Below are 15,944 nucleotides of genomic sequence, written 5' to 3' on the forward strand. Positions count from 1 at the left end.
GCTGACTTCCAGCCTAGGCCTGATCTCTGGCGGGCCCGTGGCGGTACCCTGAAGTATGACGTTCGTTGCACCTCCTCCTGCCCCCGCGCGTGATCAGACCTCGCCGGACCAGACACTCAGCACCGATGAGGTGCTGCGCATCCGCAACGACTTCCCGGTGCTGCACCAACTGGTGAACGGGCATCCGCTGGCCTACCTCGACTCGGGCGCCACCTCGCAGAACCCGATCAGTGTGATGGAAGCCGAGCAGGAGTACTACGAGCAGCGGAACGCCGCCGTGCACCGCGGCGCGCATACCCTGGCGTTCGCCGCCACCGAGGTGTTCGAGGCCGCCCGCGCCACCGTGGCCGCGTTCGTCGGCGCAGACGAGGACGAGATCGTCTGGACCTCCAACGCCACCGAGGGTGTGAACCTGGTGTCGTACTCGTTCTCGAACGCGTCCCTCGGCCTCGGCGGCCCGGCCGCCGCCCGGTTCACGCTGGGCGCCGGCGACGAGATCGTCGTCACTGAGATGGAGCACCACTCCAACCTCATCCCGTGGCAGCAGCTGGCCGTCCGCACCGGCGCGACGCTGCGCTTCATTCCGGTGCTGGCGGACGGAACCCTCGACCTCGCCGCCGCCGCCGAGATCCTGAACCCGCGCACCCGGCTGTTGGCCGTCACGCACGCCTCCAACGTGGTCGGCACCATCAACCCCATCGACGACCTCGTGGCGATGGCGCACGCCGTTGACGCCCTGGTGTTCCTGGATGCCTGCCAGTCGGCGCCGCACCTCGCCCTGGATCTCGCGGCGCTCGACGTTGACTTCGCGGTGTTCTCCGGACACAAGATGCTCGGTCCGACCGGCATCGGCGTGCTTTACGGCAAGGCGGAGCTGCTGGCCGCGATGCCGCCGTTCCTCACCGGCGGGTCGATGATCACCACCGTCGACATGCAGAGTGCCGAATTCCTCGCCCCGCCGCAGCGGTTCGAAGCCGGCACCCAGCGGATCTCCCAGGCCATCGCGTTGGCCAGCGCGGTCGACTACCTCAGCCACACCGGCATGGGCCGCATCCGCACCCGCGAAGCCGAACTCGGCCGCCGGCTGGTCGAGGGCACCGCCGCGATCCCCGGCGTGCGGCTGCTCGGCCCCGGGCTCGGGGTCGAACGCATCGGCCTGGCCGCGGTGGATGTCGCCGGCGTGCACGCGCATGACGTCGGCCAGTTCCTCGACGAGGCCGGTATCGCCGTGCGGGTCGGCCATCACTGCGCCCAGCCGCTGCACAAGAAGCTCGGCGTCACGGCGTCCACCCGCGCGAGCACCTACCTGTACACGACCGATGACGAGGTCGACCGGTTCCTGGCGGTGCTCGCCGAGGTCGGCCCGTTCTTCGGAGTGTCCCGATGACCTCGTCCGCCATGCAGCAGCTGTACCAGCAGATCATCCTCGACCACGCGAAGTCGGCGCACGGCGCGGTCGCCGAGCTGTCGGCACTGGACGCCGACGCCGCATCCGTCGCCGCCGACGGGCTGCGCCAGGCCCAGTCCCACCAGGTGAACACCACCTGCGGCGACGAGATCACCGTGCGGGTGGGCCTGACCGGCACCGGAGCGGAGGCCCGAATCGACGGCTTCGGCTGGCGGGGCGCCGGCTGCTCGATCTCGATGGCCTCGGCCTCGGTGCTGAGCGACACCGTGCGGGGCACCAGCGTGGCCGAGTCCGACGTCATGCTCGACCTGTTCAGGGAGATGCTGCGCTCCCGCGGCACCATCGAACCTGACGAAGAGGTGCTCGGCGACGCCGCGGCCTTCGCCGGCGTCTCCAAGTACCCCGCGCGCGTCAAGTGCGCCATGCTGCCCTGGGTCGCCTTCGAGGCCGCCCTGCTTCAGCTGCGCTAGCCGCAGGCACCGCCTCGTCCCCGGCGCGCGGCGCCGGACGTGCGGCTAGACGACCGAACTGGCGATGCGGTCGCGTAGGGCGCTGGCGGGGGACAGCCGGGCCAGGTACTCGGCACCGTCGAGGGCGTTGGCGATGGCGGGGCGGATGTCCACGGCCGGCCACTGCTCGCGCAGGCGCCGCTCGAACCTGGCCGCGATCTCCGGCGCGCGGAGCACCCCGCCGATCCCACAGACCACGGGGGAGGCGCTGGTGTCTTCGCCCACCCGGCGAAGCCCGGTGGCGGCCGAGAGCACCAGTTCGGCGGCGGCGCCGTCACAAATCCTGCCGGCGACGGCATCCGTAGCGGCCAGTTCGGTGACCTGACGCGCGTACGCGGCGATGCGGCTGACCCGCATCGGGTCGGCCTGCAGGTCGAGATAGGCCATCTCAATGTCGGGGAAGTCCAGGCGCACCGCGGCGCTGAGCGCGGTCGCCGGCCCCCTGCCGTCGTAGGCGCGCATCACGGCGTCCAGTGCCGCCCGGCCGAGCCAGTAGCCGCTGCCGGCGTCGCCGAGCAGGTTGCCCCACCCGTCGACGCGGGCCACGTCGTGTGCGCCCACCGCGAGGGTGACCACGCCGGTGCCGGCGGCGACGACCACACCGAGCTCGTCGCCCAGCGCGCCGAGGTAGCTGGTGACGGAATCGTGCGCGAGGAACACCTCGCGTACCCCGTGGGCGGTGCCGGACACGAGCAGCTCGCGCGGGTCTGTTTCGGCCTTGGAGAAGCCGGAGATGCCGGCGCTGACGCTGACGATGGGCTGCCCGGTTCGCGACGCGATGGTGGCGACAATCTCGCCGAGCTGGGGAACCAACGCGCTGTCGGTGCGAATCCCACCGAATTCGAACGGTTCCGACTGCCCGACACCGGTGTGCAGACGCGCACGGATCCCGGTCTGTCCGGCATCGATGGTGAGGGAGTTGGATTCGACAGTCATGGGTGGTCCGTTCTTGCGGGCGAAGCGTTCGTGGGAACTGCGGTGGTGGGATGGGCGGTGGGGGGATGTGCGGTGGTGGGATCTCTGGTGAGTCTGGAGCCGAATTCCCGGCTCAGGAACTCGGCGGCCGGCTTGCCGAGGACACAGTAGTCGTCATTCTCGGCCGCATCGGCTGCCGGGTACAGCGTCGTCGGCCAGTCCCAGAGCATGAAGCCGCGCATCCATTCTCGCCGACCGGTGGCCGCGAACATGTCCTCGTAGTAGCGCAGTTGCTCAGCCCCGGAGGGCTCGCCTGGTAACGCCCAGTCATTGGGCGTGTCCGGCGACCCGGTCCGGCTCGGGCAGCCCGCCTCCATGAAGAAGAACGGCTTGCCGGCGGCGGACACCACTGTCTCGATCCGATCCAGCTGCGCGTCCCAGCTTCCGATCGGGTAGTAGCCGCTGGAGGTGATCACATCGACGGCGTCCCACCAGGTGACGTGATCCTCCTGGAACTTGTCGCAGTTGTAGGTCACCAGGCCGCCGTACACCTGGCGCACCGCCGCGATCAGGGTGCGCCAGCGGGCGTCCTGGCCGTCGGCGCGCACCATCTCGCAGCCGATGCAGAGCATCTCGGCGCCCTCCTCCTCGGCGAGCCGGGCCGCGTGCAGGATGAAGGCGGTATACGAGCGGAACCAGGCGGTCCACCCAGGTTCGCCGGGCACCTCCCAGTCGAAGAAGCCGATGTAGGCGCGCCAAGTGCCGTCCGCGCAGTTGACGACCGGCTTCAGGCACACCTTGAGCCCGTGGCTCCTGGCCTCGCGGATGGCCCAGCGCACCTCGTCGTCGGTGACGGTCGGTGCGTCACCGAAGGGGATCTCCTCCGACTGGGCGGTGGCCTGCAGCGCCGCGTAGGCCAGGGCGGTCCAGTTGACACCGAGGCCGGCCATCAGCCGCATCGACTCGGTCGCCGCCGGGGTGGCCCAGGTGCCGCGCACCCCGGTCCAGCCCCAGGTCATGCCGCAGACCGGTGCGGTGAGTGCGGATGCGGCATCCGGCCGGATCCCGGTGGTCACGGCTGCGCCAGCTGGTTGGTGCTGCGCAGCACGGTCGGCGCGGCGAAGGCGGCCGGGTCCACGTCCCGGGCCGAGGTGACCGTGAAGACCACACTCTCGCCGGGCAGCAGGGTCACCAGCATGTCATCGACCCTGGCGTCCGGATCGACCTTGTCGACCAATAGGGCCAGGTCACGGGTGAGCACCGGTACGGTGACCCGCACCGTGTAGCCGGCGGCGGTCCGCTCAGCTCTCACGTCGGCTTCGGCAGCGGTCAGGGTGGTGTCGCGGGCCTCGGCGAAGAACCAGTGCCCGCGCACCCCGGCCAGCTCGGCGCGGAGGAGCTCCGCCGCCGCATCCGTTGTCGCGGACACGGATGCGGGCAGCGGCACGGTCACGTTCGACCGCGCCGGCAGGGTGACCTGCTCGACGTGCTCGGCCAGAACGACTCCCGCGTCTGTGTACCGCCGCACCCGGAGCTCGCCGCTCCAGGGGTCGGCGGAGTCGTTGACCGCGATGACGGCCAGGCCGTCGCCGCGGGGCTGCACGGTGATCAGCCGGTCGGCGTAGGCGTGCTTGATCGCGTAGAGCAGTGGCTTCGGCCGGCCGTACCCGTCCACCGCGGCCCACGAGGTGACCGGCCAGCAGTCGTTGAGCTGCCAGACGATGCTGCCCATGCAGTGCGGGGCCAGCGAGCGGAAATGCTCGATGGCCGTGCTGATCGCGTTGGCCTGGTTCAGTGACATCGCCCAGTGCCAGTCACCGATCTCGTTCGGCAGCGGCAGGTGCGGCAGTAGCCCGTCGGTGAGCTTGACGTTGCCCTCCATGGCCTTCTGGTGCACCAGCATGCCGGGCGATTCCGGGGTCAAGGGCACGTCGTGGATCGACTCGGTGAGGGTCGACCAGGTGGGCGGACCCTGCCAGCCGAACTCCGCGACGAACCGGGGCTGGTACTCCCGGTAGGCGGGGTAGTCGCGCTGGTTCCACAGGTCCCAGATGTGCATGGTGCCGTGCTCGGGGTCGTTGGGGTGCAGGTCGTTCCGAATGCTGCCGGCAACGGGGGAGAACGGGCTGCCCGGGGTGTAGCCGATGTGCGGCGCCAGCTCGGCGACCAGGGCCGGGAACACGTCGTAATAGAAACCGCCGCCCCAGGTCTTGCCGTCCAGGCGCAGCTTCCAGTTCCATTCTTCGTAACCCCAGAGGTTCTCGTTGTTGCCGTTCAGCACCACCAGCGACGGGTGCGCGGCCAGCCGGATGACGTTCTCCCTGGCCTCGGCCTCGATCTCGTCGCCGAGCGGGGCCTCTTCGGCGTAGGCGGCGCAGGCGAGCAGGAAGTCCTGCCAGGTGAGCAGGCCCCGCTCGTCGCAGAGGTCGTAGAAGTCGTCGCTCTCGAAGATACCGCCGCCCCACACCCGGATCAGGTTGATATTCGCGAACTCGGCCTGTTCGAGACGGTCGAGGTACCGGGCCCTGGTGACCCGGTGCGGGAAGGCGTCGTCGGGGATCCAGTTGACGCCGCGGACGAACACCGGCCGGCCGTTGACGACCAGGGTGAACGGGGTGCCGTGCTCGTCGGGCGTGGTGTCGAATTCGACGGTGCGGAAGCCGATGCGGGTGCTGGAGCTGTCCAGCTCCACGGTGGTGTCTGCCGCTCGCAGGGAGACCTCCAGGTCGTAGAGCGGCTGCTCGCCGTAGCCCAGCGGCCACCACAGGTCCACATCGGGCACGCTCAGGCTCACGGTCGTGCCGGTCGCTCCGGCCGGCACCTCGACGGTACGGCTGATGCCGGCGACGGATGCCGTGACGCTGACCGGCGCAGCCGTCGCCCGGGCCACATCCACGTGTACCTCGACGAGCCCGGTGGATCCCTGTACCGTGGCGATCGGCCGCACGGTCGCCAACCGGGCTGTGGACCAGCTGATCAGGGTCACCGGCTTCCAGAGCCCGGAGGTGGACGTGTCGATGCCCCAGTCCCAGCCGAAACTGCAGGCCATCTTGCGGATCGCGTTGTACGGGTGGTGGTTCACGTGCGGGCGGTAACCGAGGTCGAGGCTCGCGGCATCCGCGGCCTTGATCGGAGAGCGGAACACCACCACGAGTTCGTTGAGGCCGGCCTTCAGCCTGGAGCCCACGTCGAAGCTGTAGCTGCGGTGCATATTGCGGGTGCTGCCCAGCGAGACCCCGTTCAGCTCGATCTCGGCGATGGTGTCCAGCCCGGCGAAGTGCAGGTCGGTCCGGTCGGCGCCGGCCGGGTTCCAGGAGAAGGTGGTGCTGTAACGCCAGTCGGTCAGTCCGATCCAGGAGAGCAGGTGCTCGTTGCCGTCCAGGTAGGGATCGGGAATGAGCTCGGCGGCGAGCAGGTCGGTGTGCACGGAGCCGGGCACGGTGGCCGGCACGACCAGGCGCCGAATGCGCTGTGGTGCCGGCCCGTCAAGTGCGGTGACGTTCCAGTCCGCGTCGAGCATCCGCCGAGTCGGCGACGGGGCCGCAGCGCTGGGAAGGGCTGTGACGGGGGTAGAAGTGGTGTTGACAGACATTACTTGGTAGCTCCAGCCGTGACGCCGTTGTAGATGAATCGTTGAAGGAAGAGGAAGATGACCAGCGTCGGCACGATCACGATCATGATGCCGGCCGCGATGACTTCCCACTGTGCACCGTACGGGCCCTGGAACCGGAACAGCGAGGTGCTGATCACGGCGAGATCCTGGGCGGGCATGTACAGATAGGGAATATAGAACTCGTTGTAGATTGCGATGCCCTTGATGATCACGACGGTGGCGATGGCCGGGCCGAGCAGGGGCAGGATGATCCGCCAGTAGATGCCCAGCCGGCTGGCGCCGTCGAGCATGGCGGCTTCGTCGAGGCTCTTGGGGATCGACTGCATGAACTGGATGAAGATGTAGATCGACAGGATGTCGGTCCCCATGAACAGGATGATCGCAGCGCCGTGCGTGTTGACCAGGTGGAAGAAGTTGACGACCTGATAGGTCGCCACCTGGGTGGTCACGGCGGGAACGAGGGTGGCGACGAGGAACAGGGCGAAGACCAGTTTCTTGAACCTGAATTCGAAGCGGTCCAGCACGTAGGCGGCCATCGTTCCGATGAGGATCGTGCCGGTGACCGAGATGACCGCGATGACGGTGGTGTTCGCGAAGCCGAGCAGCATCCGGCCGTTGACGAATGCCGTGACGAAGTTGGCGAAATTCAGCCAGTTCTCCGGCGGCACGAGTGGTCCGGTGGTGGCGTACTCGGTGTTGGACTTCAGCGAGGCGAACAGGATGACCACAATGGGCACGAGGGCTACGAGGGAGCCGATGACCAAGGAGGTGTACTTCCCAGTGACGGCGAGGTGTCGGATCATGATGCCAGGGATACTTTCTCGTCGGGAACGACCTTGCGCTGGATCCAGGTGACGATCAGCACGATGAGGAGCAGGATGACGGCCATCGCGGAGGCGAGGCCGACCTTGCGGTAGACGAACGCCGTCTGAATGGTCTGGATGACGAACGTCTCACTGCCGTTGGCGCCGCCGGTGATGATGTAGGGCAGCTCGAATGCCGACAGGCTGCCCGCGATCGCCAGAATAAAGGACAGGCTGATGATGCGCTGGATCCCGGGGGCGATGATGTAGCGGAACTGGTGCCACTTGTTGGCACCGTCGAGGTCGGCTGCTTCGTACAGCTCACCGGGAATGGACTGGATCGCGCCGAGGAAGAGCACGAAGTTGAGGCCGATGTAGCGCCAGATGGCGACGCCGGCCAGGGAATAGTTCACGACATCCGGATTGCCCAGCCACTGGGTGGAGACATCGCCGAGCCCGACGAAGCTGAGGACGGCATCCAGAGTTCCGCCGGGGCGGAAGAAGAACAGGAAGATGAAAGCGATCGCGACCGCGTTGATGAGGTAGGGGAAGAACAGGATGCCCTTGAACAGGCTGCGGAACCTGGTTCTGAAGCTGAGGATGGTGGCGAAGTACAGTGCCAGGGCCATTTGCAGGAACGACGCGGCGAAGTAGTAGAGGCTGACGGCGAAGACCTGCCAGTATTCGGGCTTGGTGAAGATCTTCACGAAGTTGTCGAAGCCGACGACCTCTTTGTTCTGGTCGAGGCCGTCCCACGACGTGAAGCTGTACCAGATCATGTTGCCCACGGGGATGTAGGTAAAGGTGATCAGCAGGGCCAGCGGGATGGCGAGGAATAGCCAGGGCATGACGATGGAGTCCTTCCGCTTGCCCCCAGCGGTGACCGTGGTGCGGATGAAGCGCTGGGAGAATCTGCTGAACAGTTCTCCCGTCTTCGTGGGGGCTAGTTGTTGAGACACCTAGCGTCCTTTCTCTCGTGAACTCCCGACAAACATGCGGGTGCGCAGCGCGGGCTGCACGGTTGACCTGGATACGGGGACGGCCGGCCGTTGAGGTGCACACGGCCGGCCGTCCTGCGTACTGCTGGTGGTGAGGCTTAGCCCTCGACGGAGGCTTTGGCTTCGGCCCAGGCAGTGTTCAGGGCCTCGAAGGTCGAGGCCTTGTCGCCGTCTGCGGCGCCGCGGGCGACGTCCACGATCTTCTGGCGATAGATCTGGCCCCAGAGGTCGATCTCGGACTCGCTGATGATGTCGTTCTCCCAGGTGGCCTTGTCGGTGGGCACCGGGGTGAGTTCGAGGTACTCCACGCCGCTGGCGGTGAACTCCGTCAGGGTGTCGGGGTCCGGTCCGTCGACGACCGGGGACAGACCGCCCTGGTCACCAGCGAAGCCGGACTCCTGGGCGAACCAGTCGATCCACGCGCGGGCCGTTGCCTTGTTCTTCGAGTTGAGGCTGACGGCGTTCTTGTAGTCGCCGCCGATGGTGGCGTAGGTCTGACCATCGACCGCCCTCGGGAAAGCCATGTACCCGATGTCGTCGGCGCTGCCGCCGGCGGTCACCGCTGCATCCTGCATCTGGGTGAGCGCCCAGGAGCCGAGCACCATCGAGGAGATCGCGCCGCTGCCGATGCCGGCCTTGGAGGACTCCCAGTCGGTGGTCGATGGGTCATCCTCGCTCAGGCCGTTTGCGACGATGTCATAGAGCAGCCCATCGGTGATCTCGTGGTACTCGCCTTTCGCCCAGGGGGCATCGGACTCGACCAGGCTGATCGAGGCGTCCGCGTCGCCGGTGGCTGCGCGGTTGCCTTCCCACTGACTCAGCGGCCAGCCGTCGTTGTAGTTGGTGTAATAGGGGGTGGCATCCGTTTTGTCCTTGACCAGCTGCAGGTCGGCCAGGAAGTCATCGGGTGTTGTGGGCAGTTCGGTGATCCCGGCGGCCTCCCAGACATTCTTGTTGTAGACGATGCCCTGGGCGTTGCCCGTGACGGCCACACCGTAGGCGTTGTCTTCATAGGCCATTTCGGTGACGAATCGGTAGGTTTTGCCGAGTTCGTCGATGGTGCCCAGGGGCTCGAAGAACTGGGGGAGCTGAGCCTTGGTGACGGTGTTCGGAATGAGCAGGACGTCCCCGTAGCTGCCGGACGAGAGCCGGGTCGAGACGTCGGTCTCATAGTCTGCGATGGCCTCGAACTTGACGGTGGTGCCCGGGTAGGCCTTTTCGAACTTGGCGGCGTAGTCCTTGAAGACCGTGTCGACGATGTCGGTGCGGTTGGTCAGGACCGTGATTTCGCCGGCAACCTTGCCATCGTCTGCGGGGGCTGATCCGGAACATCCCGCCAGTAGTGCGGTGGCTGCCAAGGCGGCCACTCCTATGATGAGCTTCTTTGCCATCTGTTTTCTCCTAATCGGTATCACCATTGACCCGTTGAGACACGACCGCGACTTCCCGCCCGTGGACCCCTGGTGTTGCTGTTGGGCCTCATGCTAGGCCCGGATTCGACGGCGCGTCAAACGCAAATGTCAACGTTGTCCGATGTTGTCCTCTGTCTGCTTTGTTGCTCGACATCCCTGTAATAGCGGCGAACTGGGCCGCACAGTGCACAGATTCTCATTGCAAATGTCTGCGAAATGTCTTACGTTGACATTGCTGCGATTCGACCGCGGTACGGGCATGCGGCCGTGCGGCATCCGGCGGCACGATTCACGAGGGGATCCCATGACGACACAATCACGCGCGACGCTGGCCGATGTGGCCAGGCTGGCCGGAGTGAGCTCGAAGACGGTCTCGAGGGTCTTCGCTTCGGCCGGCAACGTCTCCGCCGAGACGAGGGAACTGGTGCTCGGCGCGGCCAAGAGGTTGCGTTTCCGGCCCAACAATCTGGCCCGCAACCTGCGCCGCGGCGGGGTGACGAACACCGTGGCCTTCGTGATCGGCGACCTGAAGAACCCGTTCTACTTCCACGTCGCCGCGGGCATCGAACGGGAGCTCGCGCTCAGCGGCCTGACCATGGTGCTCGCCACGACGGATGACTCGCCCGACAGCGAGGAACGGGTGGTGGACGCCCTGATCTCTCAGCGGGTGCGCGCGCTGCTGCTCATCCCGATCGCCGACGACCAGTCCTACCTGGAGGGCGAGCGGCAACTGGGCACCCCGGTGGTCAGCGTCGACCGGCCGGCCCGCAACCTCCTGGCCGACTCCGTGGTGCTGCAGAACCGGCTCGGCATGGCGGAGGCGGTGCGATCGCTGACCGCCATCGGGCACCGCAAGATCGGCTTCATCAGCAACCCCTCGGCCATGTACACCCAACGCGAACGCCTGGCCGGGTACCGGGAAGCCTTGCGCGAGGTGGGTGTCAGCGAGACCGCCCAGTGGGAACGCCTGGACGACGACCCCGACATCTCCCCGGAGCTGGCCGTACAGAGCCTGTTGGACCTGCCGGACCCGCCGACGGCCATCGTGGCCGGCAACAACCGCGGCAGCGCCGGCGCCGTGCGGGTGCTGCGCAACCTCGAGCCGCCGGTGGCGTTCATCGGTTTCGACGACTTCGAGCTGGCGGATGCCCTGGACATCTCGGTCGTGTCCTACGACCCGATGGAACTCGGGCGCACCGCGGCCCGGCTCGCTCTCGAACACCTGGCCGACCCGGACTCGTTCACCAAGCAGGTCGAGCTGCCGACCCGGCTGATCCACCGCGGCTCCGGCGAGATCCCCCCGCAGCCCGAGCGCTGACCCGGTCGGCCTGCCCCGCCCGCCCGGCCCGCCCGGCGTGCAACTGTTCCCCGTGCGGACAAGTGGTCCCGGTACGCCGGGACCAGTTGTCCGCAGCGGCCACAGTTAGCGGCGGGCGGGCTCCGGGGCCAGCTGGCGGGCGAGCCAGGCGGCCTGGCGCACGAAGTGGTGGCCCTGGCCGCCCTCGTGTTCGTTGAACGGGTAGACCTCGATCTCGGCGTCGCCGGCGTAGTGGTTGCGGGCGGCGAAGACCGTGGACGGCGGACAGACCGGATCGAGTAGCCCCACCGAGAAGATCGCCGGGGCTGTGGCCCGTTTGGCGAGGTTGACGCCGTCGAAATAGGCGAGGGTGGCGAAGGTCTGCTCGACCTGATCTCGGTGCACCGAGAGGTAGCGCACGATCTCGTGGTACGGGTCGTTGTCGGTCATGCCCACGGCACGTTCGAAGTGGCAGAGGAACGGCACCTCCGGCATCGCGCCGACCAGTCCCTCGGCCAGTCCGGCTGCCGCCAGGGCGATACCGCCGCCCTGGCTGCCGCCGCAGACCGCGACCCGTTCCGGGTCGACCCTGACGAGGGTGCGCACCGCGTCAATCGCCCGGACCGCGTCGGTGAACACCCGGCGGTAGTAGTAGTCATCCGGCGACTGGATGCCGCGGGTCATGAAGCCGGGCGCGGACGGTCCGCTGCCGTGCGGGTCTGCGGTGTCGCCGCCGGAGCCCCAGCCGCTTCCCTGGCCACGGGTATCCATGAACAGGTAGGCGTAGCCGCTGGCGACCCAGCCGAGGCGCTCGTGCGGAAAGCCGCGGCCGCCGCCGTAGCCGTTGTATTCGACCACGGTGGGCAGCCGGTCGGGCAGCCGGCCGGTTCTCTCCGCCGGCACCAGGAACCAGGCCTTGACCGGGTCGCCGGCGAAGCCGTTGAAGGTGACGTCGTAGACCTCCACCTCGGTCAACGGCGAGTCCACCCTGGTAAGCCGTGGCTCGGCCGGATGCTGCCTGGCCTCAGCCAGGGTGCGCTGCCAGAAGTCGTCGAAGTCGGCCGGTTCGGCGATCTCGGGGCGGTACGACTGCAGCTCGGGCAGGGACATGTCTAAGCGGGGCACAGGTTGCCTTTCTTCAGTGCGAATGCGAGTGGTGGGGGCGTGGTCAGGGGTTCTGATGCGCAACGATGGCCGAGTACCGGCCACCGAGCGCCATCAGGTCGTCGTGGCTGCCGAGCTCCACGATACGGCCGGCCTCGATGTAGGCGATCCGGTCGGCCTCGCGAATGGTGGAAAGCCGATGCGCCGCGATGATCGTGGTGCGATCGCGGAACAGTGTGCTGAGCGCATCCTTGACCTTGGCCTCCGAGACCGCGTCGAGGGCGCTGGTGGGTTCGTCGAGCACCAGGATGCGAGGGTCCCGCACCAGGGCTCTGGCGATGGCCAGGCGTTGGCGCTGCCCGCCGGAGAGCCGGGCACCCCGGTCGCCGACCACGGCGTCAAGGCCGGTGTCCTGGCCCGCCAGGATGTCCAGCGCGTTGGCGCCGGCCAGGGCGGCGAGCACACTCTCGTCGCTGACTCCGGTGAGGCCGTAGGCGACATTGTCGCGGATGGTGCCCTCGAAGAGCACCGATTCCTGGGGTACCACCGAGACGAAGGAGCGGGCGCTGCGGAGGTCGAGGGTGGCGGCGTCGACCCCGTCCAGCAGGACCCGTCCCGTGCCGGGCCGCACGAAGCCGAGCACGAGGTTGAGCAGGGTGGACTTGCCCGACCCTGACGGGCCGACCAGGGCGATGGTCTCGCCGGGCCGGATCGAGAGGGAGATGTCCCGGAGCGCCGGCCGGTCATCCTCGTAGCTGAAGCCCACATTCTCGAGGTCGATCCGGCCGTCGATCGCGGTCACCAGCTGTTTCCCCTCGTTGACCTCGAGGTCCGGGTCTTCCATCACCTCGGCGATCGACCGGATCGAGTCGATGCCGCGTGCGAAGATCGGCGTGACGTTGAGCAGGGCCACGATACCGCCGGTGAGCACCGTGAAGTAGGTGCTCAGCAACACGACCTCGCCCGGGCTGATCGGCACGATCCGGGTGATCGAGGCGGCGGATGCGCCGATCAGGCAGATCACGCCGAGCGCCTGGTAGGAGATCCAGGACAGGGCGCCGAACCGGCCGTTCAGGGTGTCAAGCTCCTGACCGGCCGTGCGCACGTTATCGGCAGCTCCGGCGACGCGGCGGGTGGCGACCCGTTCGAGGCCGTGCCCGCGGGTGATCGAGATCAGTGCGGCCATCTCGCCGACACCGGCGGAGAACCGTTCAACCTCGTGCCGGAAGTTCTCGTTGCGATCGGCCGCGCGCGAGCGGATGTAGCCGACCAGGAGCACGGCCAGCGGAACCGTGACGGCGAAAACGCCGACGAAGGCGGGCACCGTGATGGCAGTGAGCACAACGGCGCCGGTGAGGGTGAACAGGGCGGAAAGGAAGGTGGGCAGCGCCTGCTGCATCATCAGTTCGATGCTCTCGACGTCACGCACCACCTTGGTGTGCACGATGGAGGCGCTCTGCCGGTTGTGGAAACCGATCGACAGCCGCTGCAACCGCTCGGCGAGGGCGTTGCGCACATCCACGGCCATCGACCGGATGGACCGGCTGGAGTGCCGCACGAAGATCATGTGGAAGGGATAGTTCAGGCTGAGCAGTGCGAGCGCGCAGGCCGCCCAGAACCACAGCTGCGGCAGCGGACCGCGGTCCACCACGATGTCGATCACGGCGGCCGTCATGGGCGGCAGCAGCCAGGCCGGGCTGTCCTTGATCAGGAACGCCAGGGTGGCCAGCGAGAACCGGCCCCGGTAGGGCCGCATCAGGCGCAGCAGCGAACGGACGGGGGCTGCCGCGACGAAGGCCCGTTCGATCGACCGCTCGGCCGATCGCTCGGCCGGGCGGGGGAGGGATTTGTCACCCATGGAACACCTCTGGAGCTTCTTTGCGCGGCGCGCAGGGCGCAGCGGCAACCTCGACAGGGTCGAGGGGGCTGGGGTGCGTCCTCAGCCGGGGCTGTCGGAGCCCGCGGCTGCCGCGGGGCGAGGTCGCCGGCGCCAACGCTGGCGCCAGCTCCGACTATACCGGCGCGGGGAGCCCCGCCGCACGTGGGGATTGCCGCCGATTCACAGGAGTCCGAGCGCGCCGAGGGCGTAGCGGATGGCTGGCGCCACGTGCTCGGCGTACGCCGGGGTCATGTGTACGGTGTCGTACTTGGTCGGCAGCGTTCCGGCGAAGGTCGGGCAGATGCCGTCGACGCAGCTGAACGGCAGGGAGCTGATGAAGTGGTCACCGGTCGCCGACGGAGCCGAGAGTGCGTCGGCGAACTGCCGCCAGACCCGGCAGTTTGGGGCCCGGCGGTGTGGAGCCGCGCGGCGTGGAGCCGGGCGTCGTGGGGCCGGGTGGCGTGGCTCGTGCCGGCGCGCCGGCATCCGGCGGTGTGGTCGTGCGGATCGTGACTGTGCGGATGGCATTGGGACGCGAGGCGCCCTGCCGGGACTGGCCGGGACGGGCGGGCGTCTGACCTGCCGGCGGGGTCAGCGATGCGCCGGGCGGTGGTGCCCCGATCTCAGATTGCACGCGCGCCCCCCAGCGTGCGAACCTCTGCCGGGACTATTCCTGGGCCGTGTGCTCGGCGGCGTGCTCGGCGGTGTGTTGGGCGGCGCTGTCCCGCGGCGCCTCGGCGCGCGGAGTCAGCTCGGCGCGCAGCGGCCAATCCTGGCCGTCCAGGATGATCTGGGCGCACCGGCCGGTGTCGGCGTTCACCACGATGGGAGCCATCAGGTTGACGGTGGTACCGGTCTTACCCGGGTTGGTGACCACGAGGACCATCGCCTGGTCCGGGCCGGCGAGGTCCAGCGCCCGGGCGTGCTCGTCGGAGATGACGGGCGCGTAGTCCGGCAGGTACACCGACGCGTCGAGCACGAACAGCCTGGTGTGCAGGTCCACGGCGGACTGCAGGGCGAACAGTCCGGCGGCACCGGTGATTTCGCGCAACTGGAAGTCGGTGAGCGGCGCGAGGCCGGGCGGCGGGGAGAGGAAACTCAGGGTGGCGGTCATGAAAGGAAGTCCATCAGGGTCGGTTGGATCACGCGGGCGGTCACCGCGAGGGCGGATTGGTAGGCGACTTCCTGCAGTTTGAGGTCGAGGATCACGGTCGCCAGATCGGCGTCCTCGAGCTGCACGCGCTGCGCCTCGAGGCTGCCCTTCTGGGTGACCAGGCCGGCGGAGGCGCTCTCGATGCGGGCCTGCCGGGCGCCGACGTCGGAGCTGGCGGCGATCACTGTATTCAGTGCGACTTCGACGGCGGCCAGGTGGTCGGACACCTTCACGGTCGGGTTGGTGCTGCGCAGGGCGAGCGTGATCGTGTCGAGCAGGGCGAAGACCGAGGTGGTGCCGTTGCCGAAGATGGCGGCACCGTCGGCATCCACCCGCACCGTGCTGTCGGCGCCCACGCGCCGCTCGACACCAGCCGCGGAGCCGCCGCTGTGAACGCCCTCTGGCGAAAAGGCCGCTCCGGCATCGGAGTTGCCTGCGAAAACAGTACGACCGAGGTAGGTCGCGTTGGCCTGGGTGAGCAGGTCCTTCTTGAGGCCGTCGATCTGCACGGCGATGGCTTCCCGGGCCGCCGGCGTCATGGTGCCGGCGTTGGAGCCCTGCACCGTGAGGTCGCGCACCTTGTTCAGGATGGTGGTGCTCGCACCGAGCGCGGTATCGAGCGTGGTCAGCCAGCCGTCGCCGTTGTCGGCGTTGCGGGTGTACTGGGCGGTGGCCCGCTGCTCGGCCCGCACGGCGATGGCGTTCGCGGCGCGGGCGGGGTCGTCGGAGGCCCGACTGATGGTCTTCAGCGTCGAGGACTGCTCCTGCAACTGGGCGAGACGCTGGGCGCTGGCCTGCAGATTGGCCTGCGCGGAGCGCATCTGGGTCTGGCTGGTTACGCGGGGGATCATGG

14 protein-coding genes are annotated in these 15,944 nt (G+C 68.1%); 3 read left to right on the plus strand and 11 right to left on the minus strand.

Annotated features, from left to right (window positions below; genetic code table 11):
- Positions 1-55: 55 nt before the first annotated feature.
- Positions 56-1,387, plus strand: coding sequence for an aminotransferase class V-fold PLP-dependent enzyme (locus BJQ95_RS07885; protein WP_256041578.1), 1,332 nt, complete (start codon positions 56-58; stop codon positions 1,385-1,387).
- Entirely contained in the window at positions 1,384-1,878 is a 495-nt protein-coding gene (gene sufU / locus BJQ95_RS07890) for a Fe-S cluster assembly sulfur transfer protein SufU (RefSeq protein WP_130178240.1), read from the plus strand. Before BJQ95_RS07885 ends, sufU begins: the two co-directional genes overlap by 4 nt.
- 45 nt (positions 1,879-1,923) lie before the next feature.
- On the opposite strand, the gene BJQ95_RS07895 is transcribed toward sufU, so the two are convergent.
- The 6 genes from BJQ95_RS07895 to BJQ95_RS07920 form a co-directional block, all read right to left on the minus strand.
- Positions 1,924-2,853 carry an N-acetylglucosamine kinase gene (locus BJQ95_RS07895; protein ID WP_130178239.1) on the minus strand — a complete coding sequence of 310 codons (930 nt, stop codon included), beginning with the start codon at positions 2,851-2,853 and terminating at the stop codon, positions 1,924-1,926.
- Positions 2,850-3,851, minus strand: coding sequence for a 1,4-beta-xylanase (locus BJQ95_RS07900; protein ID WP_256041610.1), 1,002 nt, complete (start codon positions 3,849-3,851; stop codon positions 2,850-2,852). The genes BJQ95_RS07895 and BJQ95_RS07900 overlap by 4 nt, the downstream gene beginning before the upstream one ends.
- A gap of 53 nt (positions 3,852-3,904) precedes the next feature.
- Entirely contained in the window at positions 3,905-6,352 is a 2,448-nt protein-coding gene (locus tag BJQ95_RS07905) for a glycoside hydrolase family 2 protein (protein ID WP_205750267.1), read from the minus strand.
- Between the two features lie 71 nt (positions 6,353-6,423).
- Positions 6,424-7,248, minus strand: a complete 825-nt coding sequence (locus BJQ95_RS07910; protein ID WP_130179359.1) for a carbohydrate ABC transporter permease — start codon at positions 7,246-7,248, stop codon at positions 6,424-6,426.
- On the minus strand, positions 7,245-8,144 hold the full coding sequence (locus BJQ95_RS07915) for a carbohydrate ABC transporter permease (RefSeq protein ID WP_240694966.1): 900 nt from the start codon (positions 8,142-8,144) through the stop codon (positions 7,245-7,247). The genes BJQ95_RS07910 and BJQ95_RS07915 overlap by 4 nt, the downstream gene beginning before the upstream one ends.
- A gap of 200 nt (positions 8,145-8,344) precedes the next feature.
- Positions 8,345-9,637 (minus strand): ABC transporter substrate-binding protein, encoded by a 1,293-nt coding sequence (locus BJQ95_RS07920; RefSeq protein WP_130179360.1) that lies wholly within the window; start codon positions 9,635-9,637, stop codon positions 8,345-8,347.
- A gap of 325 nt (positions 9,638-9,962) precedes the next feature.
- On the opposite strand from BJQ95_RS07920, the gene BJQ95_RS07925 reads away from it, so the two are divergent.
- The gene (locus tag BJQ95_RS07925) at positions 9,963-10,976 is read left to right on the plus strand and encodes a LacI family DNA-binding transcriptional regulator (RefSeq protein ID WP_130179361.1); all 1,014 of its coding nucleotides are present in this window, start codon (positions 9,963-9,965) and stop codon (positions 10,974-10,976) included.
- Between the two features lie 105 nt (positions 10,977-11,081).
- Here the strand turns inward: BJQ95_RS07925 and BJQ95_RS07930 are convergent, their stop codons facing one another.
- From BJQ95_RS07930 to flgL, 5 genes are all read right to left on the minus strand, one after another.
- Complete coding sequence (locus BJQ95_RS07930; protein WP_130178679.1) at positions 11,082-12,080, minus strand: acetylxylan esterase; 999 nt, start codon at positions 12,078-12,080, stop codon at positions 11,082-11,084.
- A gap of 43 nt (positions 12,081-12,123) precedes the next feature.
- Complete coding sequence (locus tag BJQ95_RS07935; RefSeq protein ID WP_130178680.1) at positions 12,124-13,917, minus strand: ABC transporter ATP-binding protein; 1,794 nt, start codon at positions 13,915-13,917, stop codon at positions 12,124-12,126.
- A 201-nt stretch (positions 13,918-14,118) separates the two neighbouring features.
- Positions 14,119-14,424, minus strand: a complete 306-nt coding sequence (locus BJQ95_RS07940; RefSeq protein WP_130178681.1) for a hypothetical protein — start codon at positions 14,422-14,424, stop codon at positions 14,119-14,121.
- A gap of 181 nt (positions 14,425-14,605) precedes the next feature.
- Complete coding sequence (locus BJQ95_RS07945) at positions 14,606-15,052, minus strand: flagellar assembly protein FliW (protein ID WP_130176780.1); 447 nt, start codon at positions 15,050-15,052, stop codon at positions 14,606-14,608.
- The gene (flgL, locus tag BJQ95_RS07950) at positions 15,049-15,942 is read right to left on the minus strand and encodes a flagellar hook-associated protein FlgL (protein ID WP_130176781.1); all 894 of its coding nucleotides are present in this window, start codon (positions 15,940-15,942) and stop codon (positions 15,049-15,051) included. Before flgL ends, BJQ95_RS07945 begins: the two co-directional genes overlap by 4 nt.
- Between the last annotated feature and the right edge of the window lie 2 nt (positions 15,943-15,944).

Source organism: Cryobacterium sp. SO1 (assembly GCF_004210215.2).
Taxonomy (GTDB): Bacteria; Actinomycetota; Actinomycetes; order Actinomycetales; family Microbacteriaceae; genus Cryobacterium.